Origin of the sequence: Edaphovirga cremea (genome assembly GCF_003332275.1) — a bacterium.
Lineage (GTDB): Bacteria > Pseudomonadota > Gammaproteobacteria > Enterobacterales > Enterobacteriaceae > Edaphovirga > Edaphovirga cremea.
Genome location: NZ_QOVA01000008.1, coordinates 118,300 through 134,957, shown reverse-complemented (window position 1 = coordinate 134,957; position 16,658 = coordinate 118,300). Strand labels below are relative to the sequence as shown.

14 protein-coding genes are annotated in these 16,658 nt (G+C 47.1%); 7 read left to right on the top strand and 7 right to left on the bottom strand.

From position 1 onward, the window contains the following. Positions 1 to 408 precede the first annotated feature (408 nt). Positions 409 to 2,181, top strand: coding sequence for a sensor domain-containing phosphodiesterase (locus DRI82_RS13170; RefSeq protein ID WP_114194374.1), 1,773 nt, complete (start codon positions 409 to 411; stop codon positions 2,179 to 2,181). Here DRI82_RS13170 and gltS read toward each other — a convergent pair. After that, entirely contained in the window at positions 2,178 to 3,389 is a 1,212-nt protein-coding gene (gene gltS, locus DRI82_RS13165; protein ID WP_114194372.1) for a sodium/glutamate symporter, read from the bottom strand. The two genes, DRI82_RS13170 and gltS, sit on opposite strands and share 4 nt — an antisense overlap. Positions 3,390 to 3,804: 415 nt before the next feature. Here gltS and DRI82_RS13160 point away from each other — a divergent pair, with 415 nt between their 5' ends. Continuing rightward, on the top strand, positions 3,805 to 4,440 hold the full coding sequence (locus DRI82_RS13160; RefSeq protein WP_114194370.1) for a hypothetical protein: 636 nt from the start codon (positions 3,805 to 3,807) through the stop codon (positions 4,438 to 4,440). A gap of 263 nt (positions 4,441 to 4,703) precedes the next feature. On the opposite strand, the gene DRI82_RS13155 is transcribed toward DRI82_RS13160, so the two are convergent. The 5 genes from DRI82_RS13155 to rpiB all read right to left on the bottom strand — a co-directional run bounded on the left by DRI82_RS13155 (position 4,704) and on the right by rpiB (position 9,956). Further along, the gene (locus tag DRI82_RS13155) at positions 4,704 to 5,840 is read right to left on the bottom strand and encodes an HlyD family secretion protein (RefSeq protein ID WP_114194368.1); all 1,137 of its coding nucleotides are present in this window, start codon (positions 5,838 to 5,840) and stop codon (positions 4,704 to 4,706) included. 4 nt (positions 5,841 to 5,844) lie between these two features. After that, positions 5,845 to 6,168: a DUF3302 domain-containing protein gene (locus tag DRI82_RS13150; protein WP_114194366.1), complete on the bottom strand. Its 324-nt coding sequence runs from the start codon at positions 6,166 to 6,168 to the stop codon at positions 5,845 to 5,847. Positions 6,169 to 6,285: 117 nt separating this feature from the next. Then, on the bottom strand, positions 6,286 to 8,289 hold the full coding sequence (gene tkt / locus DRI82_RS13145; protein ID WP_114194364.1) for a transketolase: 2,004 nt from the start codon (positions 8,287 to 8,289) through the stop codon (positions 6,286 to 6,288). Between the two features lie 173 nt (positions 8,290 to 8,462). After that, positions 8,463 to 9,413 (bottom strand): transaldolase, encoded by a 951-nt coding sequence (gene tal, locus DRI82_RS13140; RefSeq protein ID WP_114194362.1) that lies wholly within the window; start codon positions 9,411 to 9,413, stop codon positions 8,463 to 8,465. A gap of 81 nt (positions 9,414 to 9,494) precedes the next feature. Beyond that, positions 9,495 to 9,956 (bottom strand): ribose 5-phosphate isomerase B, encoded by a 462-nt coding sequence (gene rpiB, locus DRI82_RS13135; RefSeq protein ID WP_114194360.1) that lies wholly within the window; start codon positions 9,954 to 9,956, stop codon positions 9,495 to 9,497. A 442-nt stretch (positions 9,957 to 10,398) separates the two neighbouring features. On the opposite strand from rpiB, the gene DRI82_RS13130 reads away from it, so the two are divergent. The 5 genes from DRI82_RS13130 (at position 10,399) to dhaL (ending at position 15,509) form a co-directional block, all read left to right on the top strand. Beyond that, positions 10,399 to 11,514, top strand: coding sequence for an MDR/zinc-dependent alcohol dehydrogenase-like family protein (locus tag DRI82_RS13130; protein ID WP_114194358.1), 1,116 nt, complete (start codon positions 10,399 to 10,401; stop codon positions 11,512 to 11,514). A gap of 164 nt (positions 11,515 to 11,678) precedes the next feature. After that, entirely contained in the window at positions 11,679 to 12,962 is a 1,284-nt protein-coding gene (locus tag DRI82_RS13125) for an MFS transporter (RefSeq protein ID WP_114194356.1), read from the top strand. Between the two features lie 60 nt (positions 12,963 to 13,022). Next, positions 13,023 to 13,793 (top strand): SDR family oxidoreductase, encoded by a 771-nt coding sequence (locus DRI82_RS13120; RefSeq protein WP_114194354.1) that lies wholly within the window; start codon positions 13,023 to 13,025, stop codon positions 13,791 to 13,793. A gap of 66 nt (positions 13,794 to 13,859) precedes the next feature. Then, complete coding sequence (locus DRI82_RS13115) at positions 13,860 to 14,861, top strand: dihydroxyacetone kinase subunit DhaK (protein ID WP_114194352.1); 1,002 nt, start codon at positions 13,860 to 13,862, stop codon at positions 14,859 to 14,861. Positions 14,862 to 14,867: 6 nt separating this feature from the next. Next, the gene (gene dhaL, locus DRI82_RS13110) at positions 14,868 to 15,509 is read left to right on the top strand and encodes a dihydroxyacetone kinase subunit DhaL (protein ID WP_114194350.1); all 642 of its coding nucleotides are present in this window, start codon (positions 14,868 to 14,870) and stop codon (positions 15,507 to 15,509) included. A gap of 72 nt (positions 15,510 to 15,581) precedes the next feature. Here dhaL and DRI82_RS13105 read toward each other — a convergent pair whose 3' ends face one another. Further along, the gene (locus tag DRI82_RS13105) at positions 15,582 to 16,550 is read right to left on the bottom strand and encodes a sugar-binding transcriptional regulator (protein WP_114194348.1); all 969 of its coding nucleotides are present in this window, start codon (positions 16,548 to 16,550) and stop codon (positions 15,582 to 15,584) included. Positions 16,551 to 16,658 lie beyond the last annotated feature (108 nt).

Sequence of the window (16,658 nt, the reverse complement as noted above, 5' to 3'; positions counted from 1 at the left end):
AAGACAAAATGGAGGCATTGGTCGTTAAGAGTCAATCGGTTAGCTTGGCACGAAGCAAACGGAAGAGCGTGGTTTTAGGTGTAGAAATAGCAATGTGTCCAGATTTATTATCGTAAATGGTAAAGATTCAACCAAAAGGGGAGGAATAATAGAGAGGAACCCACTACAGTTGCAAAGGGTAAATGCATTTTTAATGGCATTCAGGCTTACGCCCGTTGGGCTCTCTGCTGCGAAGTCAGGCTGTTGCAAAGTTAGGTAATTGAACAGCAAATTAATTAGCCTGCGTAATATTTGGCGTTACTATCATAGCGTCTTATTAAGTGTGATTTCCTGTAATGGGCTATGAGTCGATTCTATGTTTCTGAATGATGGTAACTACTTAGTCGTAGCGTATTTTGAGGAAACAATATGTTGAGACATTTGAGCGCGGATGAAAACAAACGCGTGCAGGCTCTTGATGAGTTACAGATTTTTAACTCAACTCAGGATGAGATCCTTGACAAAATCACCTCACTGACGTGCCAGTTGCTGGATATGCCGACCAGTCTGATAACCCTGATCAGTTCTAACAAACAGACGATAAAAGCCAAGCAGCATTTCCATCTTGATGAGACAGAAAGAGAGGATGCTTTCTGTAAGTACACTATTCAGGCAAAGGAAGTGGTGGTGTGCCATGACACCGCGACAGATTCTCGTTTCAGTCAAAACCCCCTTGCGGCGGGCACAACACATATCCGTTTTTATGCCGGTGCGCCGCTGGTGACGACTGAAGGCTATGCTATCGGTGGTTTGTGTGTGCTCGATACCAAACCCAGGGAATTCTCTGCGGAGCAACAGAACCAGCTTCGTGATATGGCTGCGGTATTGATGTCATTGATTGAATCAAGAAACGCGATCGGTTTTGTTGATGCAGTGACCCATCTCCCTAACAGGCAACGGCTGATAGAAGATCTCTCGCAGATGGTGGATATCAATCAGGGCTATGCGTTGATCCTTATCGACAGTATTGATATCACTTATGCCTACGAAATGGGCCGTTCGCTAGGAATGCCGACCGTAGAAAAAGTGTTGAGGGAAGTGGGTACGTTTCTGCGGGTCACTTTCCACGATCTCGAAAAGATATATTGCGTCGCAACAGGCCGTTTTGCCCTGCTGGTCAAGACGGAAAGAAAAGAACATGTCCTGAACGATCTGGCACGTTGTGCCGGACAAATACAAGATAGTCTCAGCAGCCATTTGCCGATTAAACTCGAGATGTACATTGGTTACAGCGAGTTCAGCGCACCGGGAAGGGATCCTCAACGTTTATTGCGTGAGGCAATGAGTGCCTTGCACGACGCAATCAGTCTGAATGTCCGGGTTCGCTCTTACAGCGAGGACAGCGATCGCACGCGTAAACTGGCGTTTACCTTATTAAGCGACCTGGGTGATTGTCTTCATCATGGTGTGGATCTTTATCTGGTCTACCAACCCAAACTTAACGTGAAAACCGGCGATGTGGTCGGCGTTGAGGCTCTGATCCGCTGGAAACATCCCGACCTTGGTGAAATTTCCCCGGCAGAATTTATTCCTTTGGCTGAAAACACCACGCTCATTACTCCGCTGACAGAATGGGTAATTGTCCAGACATTGCGCCAAATTAAAATCTGGCGAGCCGCGGGTATTCTTATTCCTGTGTCGGTAAATGTGAGTGCCAGTAATTTTGCGGAATTTGAATTTGTTGAACGATTGCAAAAGCATCTAAACGATCATGGACTAACGTCCACTGACATTGAGCTCGAATGCCTCGAAACACAAAAGATCCTCGGCAGTCCAGATGCTCTGGCTTGTCTGCATAATTTGAAAAGACAAGGGTTCACGTTGGCTCTGGATGATTTTGGATCGGGTTACAGCAACCTCAGTTACCTGAAAAAAATCCCTGCCGAGGTGATCAAACTCGATCAGTCTTTGATCAGGGACTTGACCGAGCAAAAAGACAGCCAGGTGATCGTCGAGCAGGTCATCGCCATGCTGCATAAACTGGATTTCCTGGTCATCGCTGAGGGCGTCGAGGATCGGGAAACGTTGCATTTCCTTGAGCGATACGGTTGTGATGAAGTCCAGGGTTACTATTTTTCCCGCCCACTGATGCCGGAAGTGTTGGTTTCATGGTTAGTGGGAAGAGAAGAATCAGCGGTTTAACCTAACTGCGCAAACATCGGTAGCAATAGAGACAGCTTGATCACTATGGCATTGACGATGTCCATAAAGAAAGCACCCACCATCGGTACAATGAGAAACGCAACGTGTGAGGGGCCGAAACGCTCAGTGATCGCTTGCATATTGGCAATGGCGGTGGGGGTCGCCCCCAACCCTAAACCGCAGTGACCCGCAGCTAAAACCGCCGCATCATAGTTCTTTCCCATCACTCTGTAAGTGACAAATATTGCGTACAATGCCATCAACAGCGTTTGCACCAACAGAATAGCCAACATCGGTAGCGCCAGAGAGGCCAACTCCCACAATCGTAGACTCATCAACGCGATTGCCAGAAACAGAGAGAGGCTAACGTTACCTACTATAGAAACCGCATGCGCAAAAACCTGATAAAAGCCCGTATAACTCAGGAGATTACTGAGGATCACCCCGACAAACAGGACATAGACAAAAACCGGCAATTCGAATAAAGATCCTGCCAATAATCCCATGATATAGCGGCCTGCCATCAAACAAATGGCAATCATGGCGAGGGTTTCTACCAGAACCAATGTTGTGATGACACGCCCTGATTGTGGCTTTTCGAATGTAGTGGGCTGTATTGCATCTTCTGGCCTCCCATTCGGGGCGGCTGAATGCTTAATCAGATAAAGTGCAACAGGACCTGCGATCAATCCCCCCAATACCAGGCCGAAAGTTGCGCAGGCCATTGCCACTTCAGTGGCATTGCTTAAGCCATAATTTTCGACAAATACACTGCTCCAGGCTGCACCCGTACCATGCCCGCCAGACAGCGTGATGACCCCGACAAGTAACCCCATCAACGGCTCCAGCCCCAGCATTTTAGCCATGCCGATGCCAACCATATTCTGGAGCAACAATAAACCAATAACGACCACGATAAATTTTACCAGTACTCTGCCACCGGCCTTTAAACTGGCCAGATTGGCATTAAGACCTATTGAGGCAAAAAATGTCAGCATCAGCGGGTCACGTAAGGATGTGTCAAAGCGGGTTTCCATACCTGTTGTCTGATGAATAAGCAGGAACAGCAAGGCGAACAGCAAACCGCCAGCGATGGGTTCGGGGATAGCATATCTTTGCAGTAAAGGAATTTTCTGGACGCATTGCCTGCCTAGCAAGAGGACCAACGTTGCAGCGACGAGCGTGCCATAAATATCTAGTTGGAACATTTCGAAACCCCCGCATGTAAAAGCAATGACCCGATACCTACATTGTTCTTTTAAGTTTGCTCAAAGCGCATATAAAGGAGGATTCACAATAAAGCTCCAAATAAAGAGGGTGATGCTTAACTTATTGATTTGTTGTTTTTATTACACCGCTATACAGAGAAGTTATTTGAGAGCAATCAACAGCGATAACATCATTGTTGCTAACTAAAGCGTAGCACGACTTTTTTCTGGCATTGCTCTTGCGACACTCATTTTTTCTGTATAACGCGTTATTTAGAGGATGGAGAATGGAAAGCAGAGTAGGTCTGGAGTGCAGTGAAAGATGATTTTGGTGAACAACCCTGCGCATTGTAAAAAACGTGCAATTTATATACAGTGATTGGTGTTAAGCCACATAATCTAAAGGGTTTCATGGATGAAAAAAATACTCCTCATTCTGCTGATTGGAGCCGCAGTGCATCATGTTGCCTGGGCAAAGAATGCTTCTATAAAGTTACCCGAAGGCGTTCGAAATGGGATTGCGGATGATTGTGTTTCGGATGCATTGAATGCATTCCTTCACGCGGATAATCAACCGGCGCTGAGCCTTGGCAATTTTCAGCTCAACGAAGTGACGTGCAGTTCTGATGGTGCAAGACTGGTTTATCAAAAGTCTGAAAATACACTGAGCATGACGATAAGAGTCAATCAGAGCGGTGGTGGGCTCGCTGAAAGACTGGTGAAAATGCAGAGAGCAGTAATAAAAACGTATGAGTCCCATATCCAGGCATTTGATGAATTACAGAAAAAACTCCCTGAAGTCGCGGCAAGCCAAGAGAAAAGAGAACCTCCCCCAGGGAAATATCTTTTACCGACGGGAGACACTCTCTATTTTCGTCGCCAGATTTGTGATGACGCCTGTGGCTCGGTGCAGGCAAATGCAATGCTCAGTGGAGAGCGCTATTTTTTTGAAGTTGTCGCCGAGAATAACGACGCCTTCCGCTCTCAACAAGCGGCAGAAAAATTTGTTCAGAGTGTAACTGACAGCGTGCAGTGGGCAAGGCTACGGTAGCTTTATTGACATTCTCCGCCGCCAGGTGCAGTTTTAAATTCCTGACAAGTGTCATATTTGAACCTTTCCATTTGTATCCCCGTTTTTTTAGACATTGAGCGCGCAAAGTCAATGCACATAAGTTCAAATATGACACTTTCCCTTCAAGAAAAAGAGGGCGCTAGGGTAAATCATGATAGAGCCAAATAGCCGGTATCTGACTAGTTACGCTCACTCACGGCCTGCTCCTTGTGGCGAATCCACCCGAAAGATCGAAGCCCTCGTTAATGGTCAAGGTAGAGGTAATGCATCCAGCTAGTCATGCGCAGCAACACCTTACGCATAACGGAAACATGGGTGAAATGGTCGGAATAAACGGCTACCTGAGCAAATATACCGTCAGGCAGTACTTCAATTTCAGCATTCTCTTGCAGCTCTATAATGGCAAGGACCCCGTCAGTGCCAGGAACAATGTTCAGCGATTGCAGCGTTCCCTGTGCCTGATATGTTCCGCCAGATACAACAGGGACAATGGTGAGTAATTTCCCCAGGAATACCTGCCCAGGTAACGCATTGAATACCACCTCAGCGTCATCTCCAGGAAGCAGGCGCAATAGCGAGTTTTGCCTGAATTGGGCGATTATCAGCCTTTTTTGTTCCGGTATAAAAACCATTACCGGGCGAAGCGGCAAAGCGGCCGCGTAGGTTCCAGGACGAATGAGTACCTGCGTGACATAGCCGTTACTTGGGGCACGGATCACCGTTTGTTCGAGATCATATTTGGCTTCAGCCAACTGCGCCCTGAGGCTGACTACCTGGGATTGTTCTCCGTTAACTACGCTGTCTATCTGACTTTTTATTTGTGACTGCTCGGCAATGGAGCTTTTTACCAGCGCATCCTGCGCCATGAAGTTCTGTCTTGCGTTATCAATATCACTTTCGGAGAACGGATTGACCTTCGCTTGACTCCCTCTGACATAACGCTGGTAGTCTTTATACAATCTATCGCGCTCGGCAGTAACATGAGACGTATTGGCGATGGCCTCATCCAATTGTCCCTTGAGCACATAGGTATTGTGTATTGCCGTGACTAAATCCGCCTGAAGCCTGTTAACACGGGCCTCATATCGGGTAGCATCTATTTTAAAGAGTACTTCGCCTTTTTTGATTAATACGTTTGATTTGTCAGTGACTTCGGTAACAACGCCTGTTACCTGGGGCGTAATCGGAATGCTAACAACGGCCTTCTGGGCTTGAAAAGTATAAGGATGATTGTAATTCATCAACAAAATTAACCCGCTAATTAAAAAAACACCGCCCAGTGCGGCGGTGGGTACGGTCCATTTATTGACGGGTATTTTAAATATTTTAAATATGGCCCAGGCAAATGCGACATACGTCAGTATAATGAGTAAATCCATGATATTACTCCGATGAAGTCGTTTGATTATCACCCAGTTTTTGTTCCAACTCGGTTACTCTTTGCTGCAACTGTGCAAAGGAGTCTGGCTGGCCTTGCATTCCCCAGCCACGTTCCGGGCGATACAACGTGGCCCAGATCCATAAAAACGGCCATATGACATGTAAAGTAAACAAGCTCACCCAACCTGCGACATGAATAGCATCCGCATGGGGATGGTTGCGTGATTTTGCGATCAAATAGGGGATGTCATGAAGAATAATGATCCCGTAAAAGATGATGAGGAAGACAAGAATGAGTACGCCTAGCGCAAAATAATTAAGGAACATAGCTGCCTCGAGTAAACGAATTGCTGTTCAATAGTAAAGATAGACGCTATTTGCCCCAATTGTAATGTCACCAGAAAATACCCATTACATTATCGTTATCTCAAGCCGGTGACCGGTTCAGTGGCCCTTTGAGAGCAACGCGCGTGCGTGGGTCAGTATGTTTTCGACGGTAAAACCAAACATCTCAAACAATTGATCCGCTGGTGCAGATTCGCCAAAGCTATGCATACCGATGATTTTGCCCTTCAAGCCGACATACTTGAACCAGAAATCTGCAATACCCGCTTCAATGGCGATGCGAGCGGTGATGTTTGATGGCAGTACCGATTCACGATAATGCGCATCCTGGCGATCGAAAGTCTCGGTCGATGGCATCGAGACAACCCGTACGTGGCGACCTTCCGCGTTCAGTTGGTCGGCTGCATCAACCGCCAGACTCACTTCTGAACCGGTGGCAATCAGGATGAGCTCAGGTGTGGCGTTACACTCTTTCAGCACGTAACCACCACGGGCAATGTCTGCCAGTTGCTGTTGGTTGCGAGGCTGTTGGGGTAAATTTTGGCGCGAGAAGATTAATGCGCACGGACCATCAATACGTTCGATGGCATGTATCCAGGCAACGGCTGATTCAACTTGATCACAAGGACGCCATGTGCTCATGTTGGGCGTCAGGCGCAGGCTGGCCATCTGTTCTACGGGTTGATGGGTAGGTCCGTCCTCACCCAGACCAATTGAATCATGGGTATAGACGAAGATACTGCGAATTTTCATCAAGGCGGCCATGCGTACCGCATTGCGCGCATACTCCATAAACATGAGGAATGTCGCGCCATAAGGCAAAAATCCGCCATGCAGAGCTATACCATTCATGATGGCTGACATACCAAACTCGCGCACGCCGTAATGGATGTAGTTGCCTCCCCGATCATCCACAATGGATTTTGAACCTGACCACATCGTCAAATTACTCGGTGCCAGGTCGGCTGAACCCCCAAGGAATTCAGGGAGCAGTGTGCCGAATCTTTCCAACGTGTTTTGTGAGGCCTTGCGTGTGGCAATATTGGCAGGGTTATCCTGCAAATATTCAATGAAAAGTTGAGATTCCCGCTGCCAGTCAGCCGGTAATTCATTGCTCGTGCGGCGTTTGAGTTCTGCGGCTAACTCGGGATATTTATCTGCATAGGCAGCAAACTGTTTGTCCCAAGCCAACTCTTTGGCGTGACCCGTCACCTTGGCATTCCAGGCAGAATAAATTTCCTGGGGGATGAAAAACGGCGGGTGTTTCCAGCCCAGCGCGTTGCGTGTGGCGGCAACTTCAGCATCGCCTAAAGGCGCTCCGTGACTTTCATGACTTCCTGCTTTGTTGGGGGAGCCGAAACCAATAATCGTTTTACACATCAATAGGGAAGGCTTGCCTGTCTCGCGTTTGGCCTGCTCAATTGCTGTGCGGATAGCGTTCGCATCGTGTCCGTCGATAGCTGAAATTACGTGCCAGCCGTAGGCTTCAAAGCGTTTGGCGGTATCATCAGTAAACCAGCCGTCAACATGACCATCAATGGAGATCCCATTGTCATCATAAAATGCAATCAACTTCCCTAATTGCAGGGTACCCGCCAGTGAGCATACCTCATGGGACACCCCCTCCATCATGCAGCCGTCACCCATAAAAGTATAAGTAAAATGGTCAATTATTTCATGATCTTGCCGATTGAATTGTCTAGCCAACGTTCGTTCGGCAATCGCCATGCCCACGGCGTTGCCAATGCCTTGCCCCAAGGGTCCGGTGGTGGTTTCTACCCCTGGGGTATAACGGTATTCAGGGTGGCCGGGGGTACGGGAATGAAGCTGGCGAAACTGCTTTAAATCTTCGATCGACAAGTCATAACCTGTGAGATGCAGCAGACTGTACAGTAGCATCGAGCCATGGCCGTTGGAGAGAATAAAGCGGTCGCGGTTAGCCCACTGCGGATTCTCCGGGTTATGGCTAAGGAAATCCCACCATAAGACCTGCGCGATATCCGCCATACCCATCGGGGCACCCGGATGTCCGGAATTGGCTTTTTGTACCGCGTCCATACTCAACGCGCGAATAGCGTCTGCGAGCTCTTTATGAGAAGGCATAGTTAACTCCATGTAGGTGAAATTTCTTGGGGGATGAATAAACGTTCACTGGCTAATCGAGTCTCCGTCTGATGAGACTTTCTTTATGAAATACCTATCCCGACAACGTAATGTCGCGGGACAGGTTTATGAATACGTTTTTCATTCATATATATTCATTTTGGGGAGGGGTTTTAGAGTTGCGCCGCGATCATCCGTTCCAGTTTTTCCTGATCTGCGGCAAACAGACGAATACCTTCGGCAAGTTTATCGATAGCCATAGGATCCATATTATGCAGCCAGCGGAATTCGGCTTCAGTCATCCTATTTGGACGATGCAAAACTTCTTTGGCAGGGGAAAGCTTACGTTCAACCGGGCCATGACTCTCCTGCAATTGCTCCAGCAGGGCAGGAGAAATGGTTAAGCGATCGCATCCGGCCAAGGCAAGTACTTGTTCAATACGCCTGAAACTTGCACCCATGATCACCGTCGAATAACGGTGCTGTTTATAGTAATGATATATCTCCCTGACAGAGGTCACGCCCGGGTCACTTTCAGCGTCGTATTCCATGCCCGGTTGTTTTGCCTGATACCAATCATAGATTCGGCCTACAAACGGTGAGATCAAATAGGCACCTGCTTCAGCACAAGCACGAGCCTGAGCAAAAGAGAACAATAATGTCAGGTTGCAATTGATACCCTCTTTTTCCAACTGTTCCGCCGCGCGTATACCTTCCCAGGTCGATGCCAGCTTGATCAGAATACGTGATTTATCGATACCTATACTTTTATAAAGCGAAATGATTTTACGTGCTTTTTCTACGCACAGTTCGCTGTTATAAGACAATCTGGCATCCACCTCGGTAGAAATTCTACCTGGAATGGTTTTAACAATTTCTGCGCCGATATACACAGCCAGACGATCGCAGACGTTGACTAACAGTGTGTCCTTATCGCCATCCTGTTCCCGGGCGTCTTTAATCGCGGCATCAATCAAATATTTGTATTGGGGGAGTTCGGCAGCTTTGAGAATGAGTGAGGGATTCGTCGTTGCATCTTCTGGTGAGAAGTTGCGGATCGACTCCAAATCACCACTATCCGCCACAACGGTGGTGACTTTTTTTAGTTCATCAAGTTGATTCATAAAAAATTTCCTTTTGAAATATAATCCGACACCCCCAGCCATTTACTGGATGCAAGCCCGGATAACGATCAACTATCTCTCTTAAGAAAGGAGATGCTGGATATTCTCGTAATGACTGATTCGCTCAACTTTTTCCGCTGAACCCCCGCCATCGAACTCGGAATCTAACCAGGCATCAACCAGCACTTTGGCCAATTCGGTACCAATAACCCGCGCGCCTAAACAGATGATTTGCGCATTATTGCTTTTTCTGGCGCGCTGGGCAGAGAAGGTGTCGTGGCATAGGGCAGCCCGAATTCCCCGCACTTTATTTGCGGTAATACTCATGCCAATACCCGTCCCACAGATCAGAATGCCTCGCTCATGTTCCCCCTCTTTGATCGCCTGAGCGACTCGCATGGCGATATCTGGGTACATCGTAAGTTCAGGGTACTGATCGCAACTGTAGTCGACGACAGTAATACCTTTATTTTTAATAAATTCAACAAGTTGGTTTTTCATATCAATAGCCGCGTCATCACAGCCGATTGCAATAGACAACATATTTCACCCCTTAACAAATGGAACTGTAATCGCGTTAATCACGATTTTGCTGCTGAAGAGCAACAGTTAACGACCTGAAAACCTGGGATGAGCATTGAGAAAAAATGCAGATAACACAAATGCTCATTGATTGTTCATATGTTTTGCATGTTCGTTGATTTCATCTGTCAAGTCAATAAACTTATGTTCACTTCGTGGCTTACTCTGTTGCTCGCCATTATATCTGCCCGTATTTCGCGGCTTTTACATTCCTCATCAGAAACAAGTAATTATAAAATTCTTGGTTTAATTTATGATCTCTCTCACAGCCTGAACATTTTTAGATAGCCTGAAATGGGGTCATGGACGTACTGTTCAATAGCACGGCAATAGATCTTATGTTCATAGTACCCACAAAGAGAATCAGTATTTCTAATAAAAATGGTTTTTAAAGGAGTCCGGCATGTGTAACAAATGTTCTAACGATATTCAGATGGTTGCAGGAATTCCCGAAAAAATGCGTGCTGTTGTCGCGTATGCGCCGGGCGATTATCGATTTGAGATAGTCCCGGTTCCGACAATTGATTCGAAAGAGATTTTGGTTAAGGTCGAAGGTTGCGGTATCTGCGCTGGCGATACCAAGGCCTTCGGCGGTGCCCCCAGTTTCTGGGGAGATGATAAGCAACCTTCCTATATAAAAGCGCCGATGATTCCAGGTCACGAATTTATCGGGCACGTTGTAGGTTTAGGAAGTGAGGTTGAAGGATTCAAATTAGGCGACAGGGTAACGTCAGAACAAATCGTTCCTTGTTGGGAGTGCCGTTTCTGTAAGCGTGGTCAGTACTGGATGTGTGAAAAACACGACCTTTATGGTTTCCAGAGTAACGTTAATGGTGCGATGGCTGAATATTTGAAATTCCCCAAAGAAGCGATTAATTATCATGTGCCTGACAGTCTCTCGCTCGAAGAGGCTATTCTGATAGAGCCTTACGCCTGCTCTTTTCACGCCGTACAGCGTGCCAATATAAAACTCGGTGACGTGGTAGTGCTTGCCGGTGCGGGTACGTTAGGGCTGGGCATGATCGGTGCGATTAAAATGTCTGGGCCAGCCAAGCTTATTGTTCTGGATTTGTCTGATGAACGTTTGGCATTGGCGAAAGAATTTGGTGCCGACTTAATTTTTAACCCGAGTCGTGACGATGTCATTTCCATCATCAAAGAAATGACCGGTGGCTATGGCTGTGATATCTACATTGAAGCCACTGGTGCTCAGAAAGCCGTGGACCAAGGTTTGACGCTGTTGCGTAAGCTGGGTACGTTCGTTGAATTCTCCGTGTTTAAAGATCCCGTCACCGTTGACTGGAGCATCATCAGCGATCGCAAAGAACTTGATGTTCTGGGCTCACACCTGGGTCCTTACTGTTATCCACTGGTCATCGAGGGTATTTCCAACGGCAATTTACCTACCAAGGGGGTTGTGACTCACATTTTGCCTCTGGAGAAATATGCTGAAGGATTTGCTTTGGTAGAAAAAGGCAAGGGTTCGCTGAAGGTTGTGCTTGATCCAAATATGAAATAATCAGAGTACTTACTTTCAATATAAGGCAGGTTTTCCCGTTGGGAAAATTTGCCTGATTTAGCGCAGGTAGGTTTGATACTGACAATTAACCTCGATTAATCATCCTTATTTAAAGAATGTGTTATTAAAAAACGGGTTAATTTTAAATCATAGGTGATACAACCATGTTAAACAGTTTGGTTAAAAGGATCGGGCTACCTAAGAAGATATTATTAGGATATCTCGGCGTACTGATATTTATGGCCGGCGAAGGTCTGGAGCAGAGCTGGCTGTCAGACTTTATTATTCGTCGTGGTCTCACGGTGGAAGAATCTGGACTGATGTTCAGTGTTTATGGCTTTGCCGTCGCCATTGCTGCCTGGCTTTCGGGTGTTCTGGCTGAGATGTTTACCGCCAAAAGAGTCATGGCCGCCGGGGTAGTTATTTTCTTGATTGGCTCGGTACTGTTTTTATCCGTTGGGTTACCGAGTAATAATCTGTCGATTATGATCCCGACGTATGCACTTCGTGGACTGGGTTATCCCTTGTTCGCCTATGGTTTTTTAGTGTGGGTGGCGTATGAGGCGCCCAAGGCCAAACTGGGTTCGGCAGTGGGTATTTTCTGGTTCGTATTTACCGGCGGATTAAGCGTTATTGGTGTTTTCTATGCGAGCGTCGCGCTGCCGCTGCTGGGCGAGATGCTGACACTCTGGAGCGGTATTATCTTTGTGCTGATCGGCGCGATTATTGGTCTGATGCTAAGTAAAGATACCAAAATAGATGCGCCATCAGATGAGCCGCCTAAAACGTTTTCCTATCTTTTCAAAGGGGTATCGATCGCCTTTGAAAATTACAAAATTGGGCTGGGTGGTATCGTTCGTACCATCAATCTGTCGTTCGCTTTCGGTCTGATCGTATTTCTTCCTACTTATTTTCAGAACGTTATCGGTTTTACCCGTGACCAATGGCTGTCAATTTATGCGTTCATGTGGACTATCAATATCATCTTCAACCTGCTTTCTGGCGTAATCAGCGATCGTTGCGGGTGGACCAATACCGTCATGTGGTTTGGTTGTGTGGGCAGTGCCATCTGTGTGCTGTTGATTTATTACATCCCAACGCACTTCGGCGTTGAGGGTTACACCTACACCATGTTGGCGGCGGGTGCATTGGGTGCTTGCTTTGCAGGGTTCGTACCACTTTCAGCGATTATGCCTACCCTTGCACCGAATGATAAAGGTGCCGCCATGTCAGTGCTCAATCTTGGTGCGGGGCTTTGCGCGTTCGTCGGGCCACTGATCGTTACGCTATTTATAACCCCTCTGGGTATTGAAGGTATTATTTGGCTCTTCTCAGGTCTGTATATATTTGGCGCAATTCTAATGAAATTTGTCACTTTGCCTGAAGATAAACCAATAGGGCTGTTGAGCGAAAAAGATCGCGTTTTTGAAGTAAAGGAAGTGCCGTAGTCTTTTTCTTACCTCAAATAAATACCTATTACTAAAGATTGACTGTTAAGGTGTCTTAAAATGAAAAATGAATATTGCGGATTCGATACTGATTTTTCTTTAACAGGTAAAGTGGCAGCGATTACTGGCGGTGCTGCGGGTATTGGCCTTGCGATTGCCGAGCTTTTTTTAGCCAAGGGCGCGAAAGTCGTATTGATCGATCGCAGCGAAAATGTCGGCGACACGGCAAAAAAGTTACATGGCGAAAGCGCTGCGGGTTTCTACTGTGATGTCAGTAACGGTGATTCTGTCAGAAATACGGTCGACAAGGCTATCAGCGCCTTTGGCACAGTAGATATTTTGGTTAACAGTGCCGGTATTGTCGCGCTGGATCCCGCCGAAAAAGTGAGTGAGGAAGACTGGGACAAAACGATCGCCGTCAATCTCAAAGGCGTATTTTTAATGAGCCAGGAAGTGGGAAAATATTTTATCAAGCAGGGCCACGGAAAAATCGTCAATATGGCTTCGCAGGCTGGCGTTGTCGCCTTACCCAATCATTTGGCTTATTGCAGCAGTAAAGCCGCGGTTATCGGTATGACCAAGGTATTGGCGCTGGAGTGGGGGCCATTGGGTATACAAGTTAATGCGATCTCACCCACTGTTGTATTAACCGAGTTGGGAAAAAAAGCGTGGTCAGGTCAGGTCGCTGAAGAGATGAAATTGAAAATTCCCGCTCGACGTTTTGCTTATCCGCCGGAGGTTGCCGCATGCGCATTATTCCTGGCAAGTGACGCCGCAAATATGATTACCGGTGCAAATTTGGTGATAGACGGCGGATATACCATTCAATAGTAAAACGAGAAGACATTATTTTCGGGTTAAAGACCTTAATATATTTGATATTTTCAGGAGATTACCATGAACCGAATTATTAACGATCCCGACCATGTGGTAGAAGATGCGATAAAAGGTTACTTGTCTGCCCATCCCAATTTTTTTGCCAAAACAGCGCATGAAAAAGTGCTGAAACATCCTGAGGCTCCGCGTAAAGGGAAAGTGGGCGTCGTCACTGGCGGAGGGTCAGGTCATGAACCCGCATTTTTAGGCTACATTGGCAAAAATATGCTTGATGCCGTGGCGATCGGTGAGATTTTCTCATCACCGGCGGCAGGTGCTTTTTTAGAAGCATTTAAAGCTGCCGATGGTGGTGCGGGCGTTGCTTGTCTGTACGGCAATTACGCCGGAGACAACATGAACGTCAAAATGGCCACAAAAAAAGCCGAGGCAATGGGCATCAAAGTGAGAACCGTTGTTGCCAATGATGATGTGGCTTCTGCACCATCGACGGAAAAGGAAAAACGTCGTGGCGTTGCGGGTGAAATTTTCATGTGGAAGATTGGCGCTGCCGCCGCTGCCCAGGATTACGGCCTGGACGCCGTGATCGATGTTGCCCAGAAGGCCATCGATAATTGCCGCTCAGTGGGGGTGGGTTTGACATCCTGCACCATTCCCGCTGTAGGCAAGCCCAATTTCCATATCGAAGATGGCATGATGGAAGTCGGTATTGGTCACCACGGTGAACCGGGTATCAGGGTCGAGCCATTGAAAAGCGCTAACCAGATAGCAAAAACCATGGTGGATCTGGTGGTCGCTGATGTGCCTTTTGTTGACGGTGATGATGTCGCCGTGTTGATTTCTGGGCTTGGTGCGACACCAACCGTTGAGCTGTATATCTATTACGCTGAAGTGGTCAGATTATTGGTGGAAAAGGGAATCAAGGTTTATCGTCCCTATATCGGCAACTATTTTACTTCTTTGGACATGATGGGTGTCACGCTGACACTGATGAAACTGGATGATGAACTAAAGACGTTAATCGATGTACCTACCCATTCTTTAGGCTTAACCCAGGTGGAGTAAGGGAATATGAAAGCATTAAGTATAAATGACGGAACCCCGATCGTTGAGGACCTGGTTGAGACAATTATTGCCAACCGCGAATATCTGAGCGAAATAGATGGTGCCATCGGCGATGGGGATCACGGTATTAATATGGCCAAAGGCTTCAATATTTGTGCTGATAATATCAAAGGTAAAAATCTGACGGTCGCAGAAGCGCTTGATGTATTGTCGGATTCTCTGATGGAAGGTATCGGGGGATCGATGGGGCCGCTTTATGGCAGCATTTTTATGGGAATGGCGGACAGCGTCCGTCGCTGCGATAAAATCGATGCAACAGCCTTTGGTGGGATGTTACGAGGCGGCCTTTCCTGCCTGCAGGATGTCAGCAACGCCAATGTGGGTGATAAGTGCATTATGGATACGCTTATTCCTACCGTTGAAGCATTTGAAAAGGCGCAACAGCAGAATAAATCCTTTGTTGAATCGCTCCAACTGATGAAAAGCGCTGCGGATGCAGGACGTGATTCGACCCTTGATTTAGTGGCCAGAATTGGCCGCGCAAGCCGTCTGGGTGAGCGTTCCCGTGGTGTTTTGGATGCGGGGGCAACCTCATGCTGTTTAATATTGAATCGTCTGGCTGATTCAGTAGAGCAACGCCTGGTATAGTGAATGTTCACAACGATACGGTCAGCAGGAATGCTGGCCGTTGTGTGCGTTTGTGGCTGTCAGTAAAGGCGGTTACGGTTGCTGAATCATCTTCAAGATTGTTCGTGCATTCGACGCACTGGTCGCGATGATATCGATTGCCCCAGTACGTAGTGCGCCGAGGATGGCGAATGCTTTGGTATTTTCAGCGGCAATGGCAATAACACAGGGGATTTGGCTAAGTTCTCGCGTACTGAGGCCGATAACCCGATCGTTCATTACCGTGTCGGCTGGCTTACCTTGGGCATCAAAAAAGTCATATCCGGCAATTTCACCCGTTACACCCTGATGCAGGCTCGCATTAACAATTTCCTGCGGCGTGAACCAACCCAGTTTCACCATATAGCTATTTTCATTCATATCGCCAATACCAACGAGAGCGATATCAGCTTTGCGCGCGCGATCCAACGTCTCTTTAATCGTACCGTTTTGCATGAAGGCTTCTTTTAACGCGCGATTTTCCACGTAGGCGGGTGCATAAAGGCTTTCACTGGTCCCTCCAAATTTTTTGGCTAAGCGGCGACTAATGTGGTCGGCGTTTATTGCATCACCTGGGCGATGTGTGCCACCTATCCCGCAGATAAACTTACAGTGCCTTGAGGGAACAATACTGACATGATCGGCGACGGCAGCAATATTGCGGCCCTGACCCACGGCCAATACCGTGTTGTCTTTCAGATTCGAGGCCAAATAGGCGGAGACCAGCGAGGCAACCTGACGGCGTTGTTCGTCTTCATCTTGATAATCAAGCGCGATCAGCGCCCGCTTCAGGCCAAAATGCTCTTTCAGTTGTTGCTCAAGGCGGGTACTGAATACGGGGTGATAACGAACGGTAATTTCAACAATACCTTCGGTTTTGGCCCGCTTAAGCAGACGACCGACCTTGATTCTTGAAATACCGAACTTTTGCGAGATTTCTTCCTGGGTCATCTCATCCTGGTAATAAGAAACCGCAATTTCAGTTAATAGTTCATTGTCTGGTGGAATGTTTTGCTTTTCCATGCCTTATGCCCTCGGCTTGATAATACTCGTTTTTTTATAGTTCTTATTGATAGCCCAAGTAAAAAGTTATCACCTCGAATTGGTTTAAATATTAGAACATTTGTTTGG

Excerpts from the sequence above, each read along its gene's own strand:
- DRI82_RS13170 (WP_114194374.1), top strand. The coding sequence starts at position 409 with ATGTTGAGACATTTGAGCGCGGATGAAAACAAACGCGTGCAGGCTCTT.
- gltS (WP_114194372.1), bottom strand. The coding sequence starts at position 3,389 with ATGTTCCAACTAGATATTTATGGCACGCTCGTCGCTGCAACGTTGGTC.
- DRI82_RS13160 (WP_114194370.1), top strand. The coding sequence starts at position 3,805 with ATGAAAAAAATACTCCTCATTCTGCTGATTGGAGCCGCAGTGCATCAT.
- DRI82_RS13155 (WP_114194368.1), bottom strand. The coding sequence starts at position 5,840 with ATGGATTTACTCATTATACTGACGTATGTCGCATTTGCCTGGGCCATA.
- DRI82_RS13150 (WP_114194366.1), bottom strand. The coding sequence starts at position 6,168 with ATGTTCCTTAATTATTTTGCGCTAGGCGTACTCATTCTTGTCTTCCTC.
- tkt (WP_114194364.1), bottom strand. The coding sequence starts at position 8,289 with ATGCCTTCTCATAAAGAGCTCGCAGACGCTATTCGCGCGTTGAGTATG.
- tal (WP_114194362.1), bottom strand. The coding sequence starts at position 9,413 with ATGAATCAACTTGATGAACTAAAAAAAGTCACCACCGTTGTGGCGGAT.
- rpiB (WP_114194360.1), bottom strand. The coding sequence starts at position 9,956 with ATGTTGTCTATTGCAATCGGCTGTGATGACGCGGCTATTGATATGAAA.
- DRI82_RS13130 (WP_114194358.1), top strand. The coding sequence starts at position 10,399 with ATGTGTAACAAATGTTCTAACGATATTCAGATGGTTGCAGGAATTCCC.
- DRI82_RS13125 (WP_114194356.1), top strand. The coding sequence starts at position 11,679 with ATGTTAAACAGTTTGGTTAAAAGGATCGGGCTACCTAAGAAGATATTA.
- DRI82_RS13120 (WP_114194354.1), top strand. The coding sequence starts at position 13,023 with ATGAAAAATGAATATTGCGGATTCGATACTGATTTTTCTTTAACAGGT.
- DRI82_RS13115 (WP_114194352.1), top strand. The coding sequence starts at position 13,860 with ATGAACCGAATTATTAACGATCCCGACCATGTGGTAGAAGATGCGATA.
- dhaL (WP_114194350.1), top strand. The coding sequence starts at position 14,868 with ATGAAAGCATTAAGTATAAATGACGGAACCCCGATCGTTGAGGACCTG.
- DRI82_RS13105 (WP_114194348.1), bottom strand. The coding sequence starts at position 16,550 with ATGGAAAAGCAAAACATTCCACCAGACAATGAACTATTAACTGAAATT.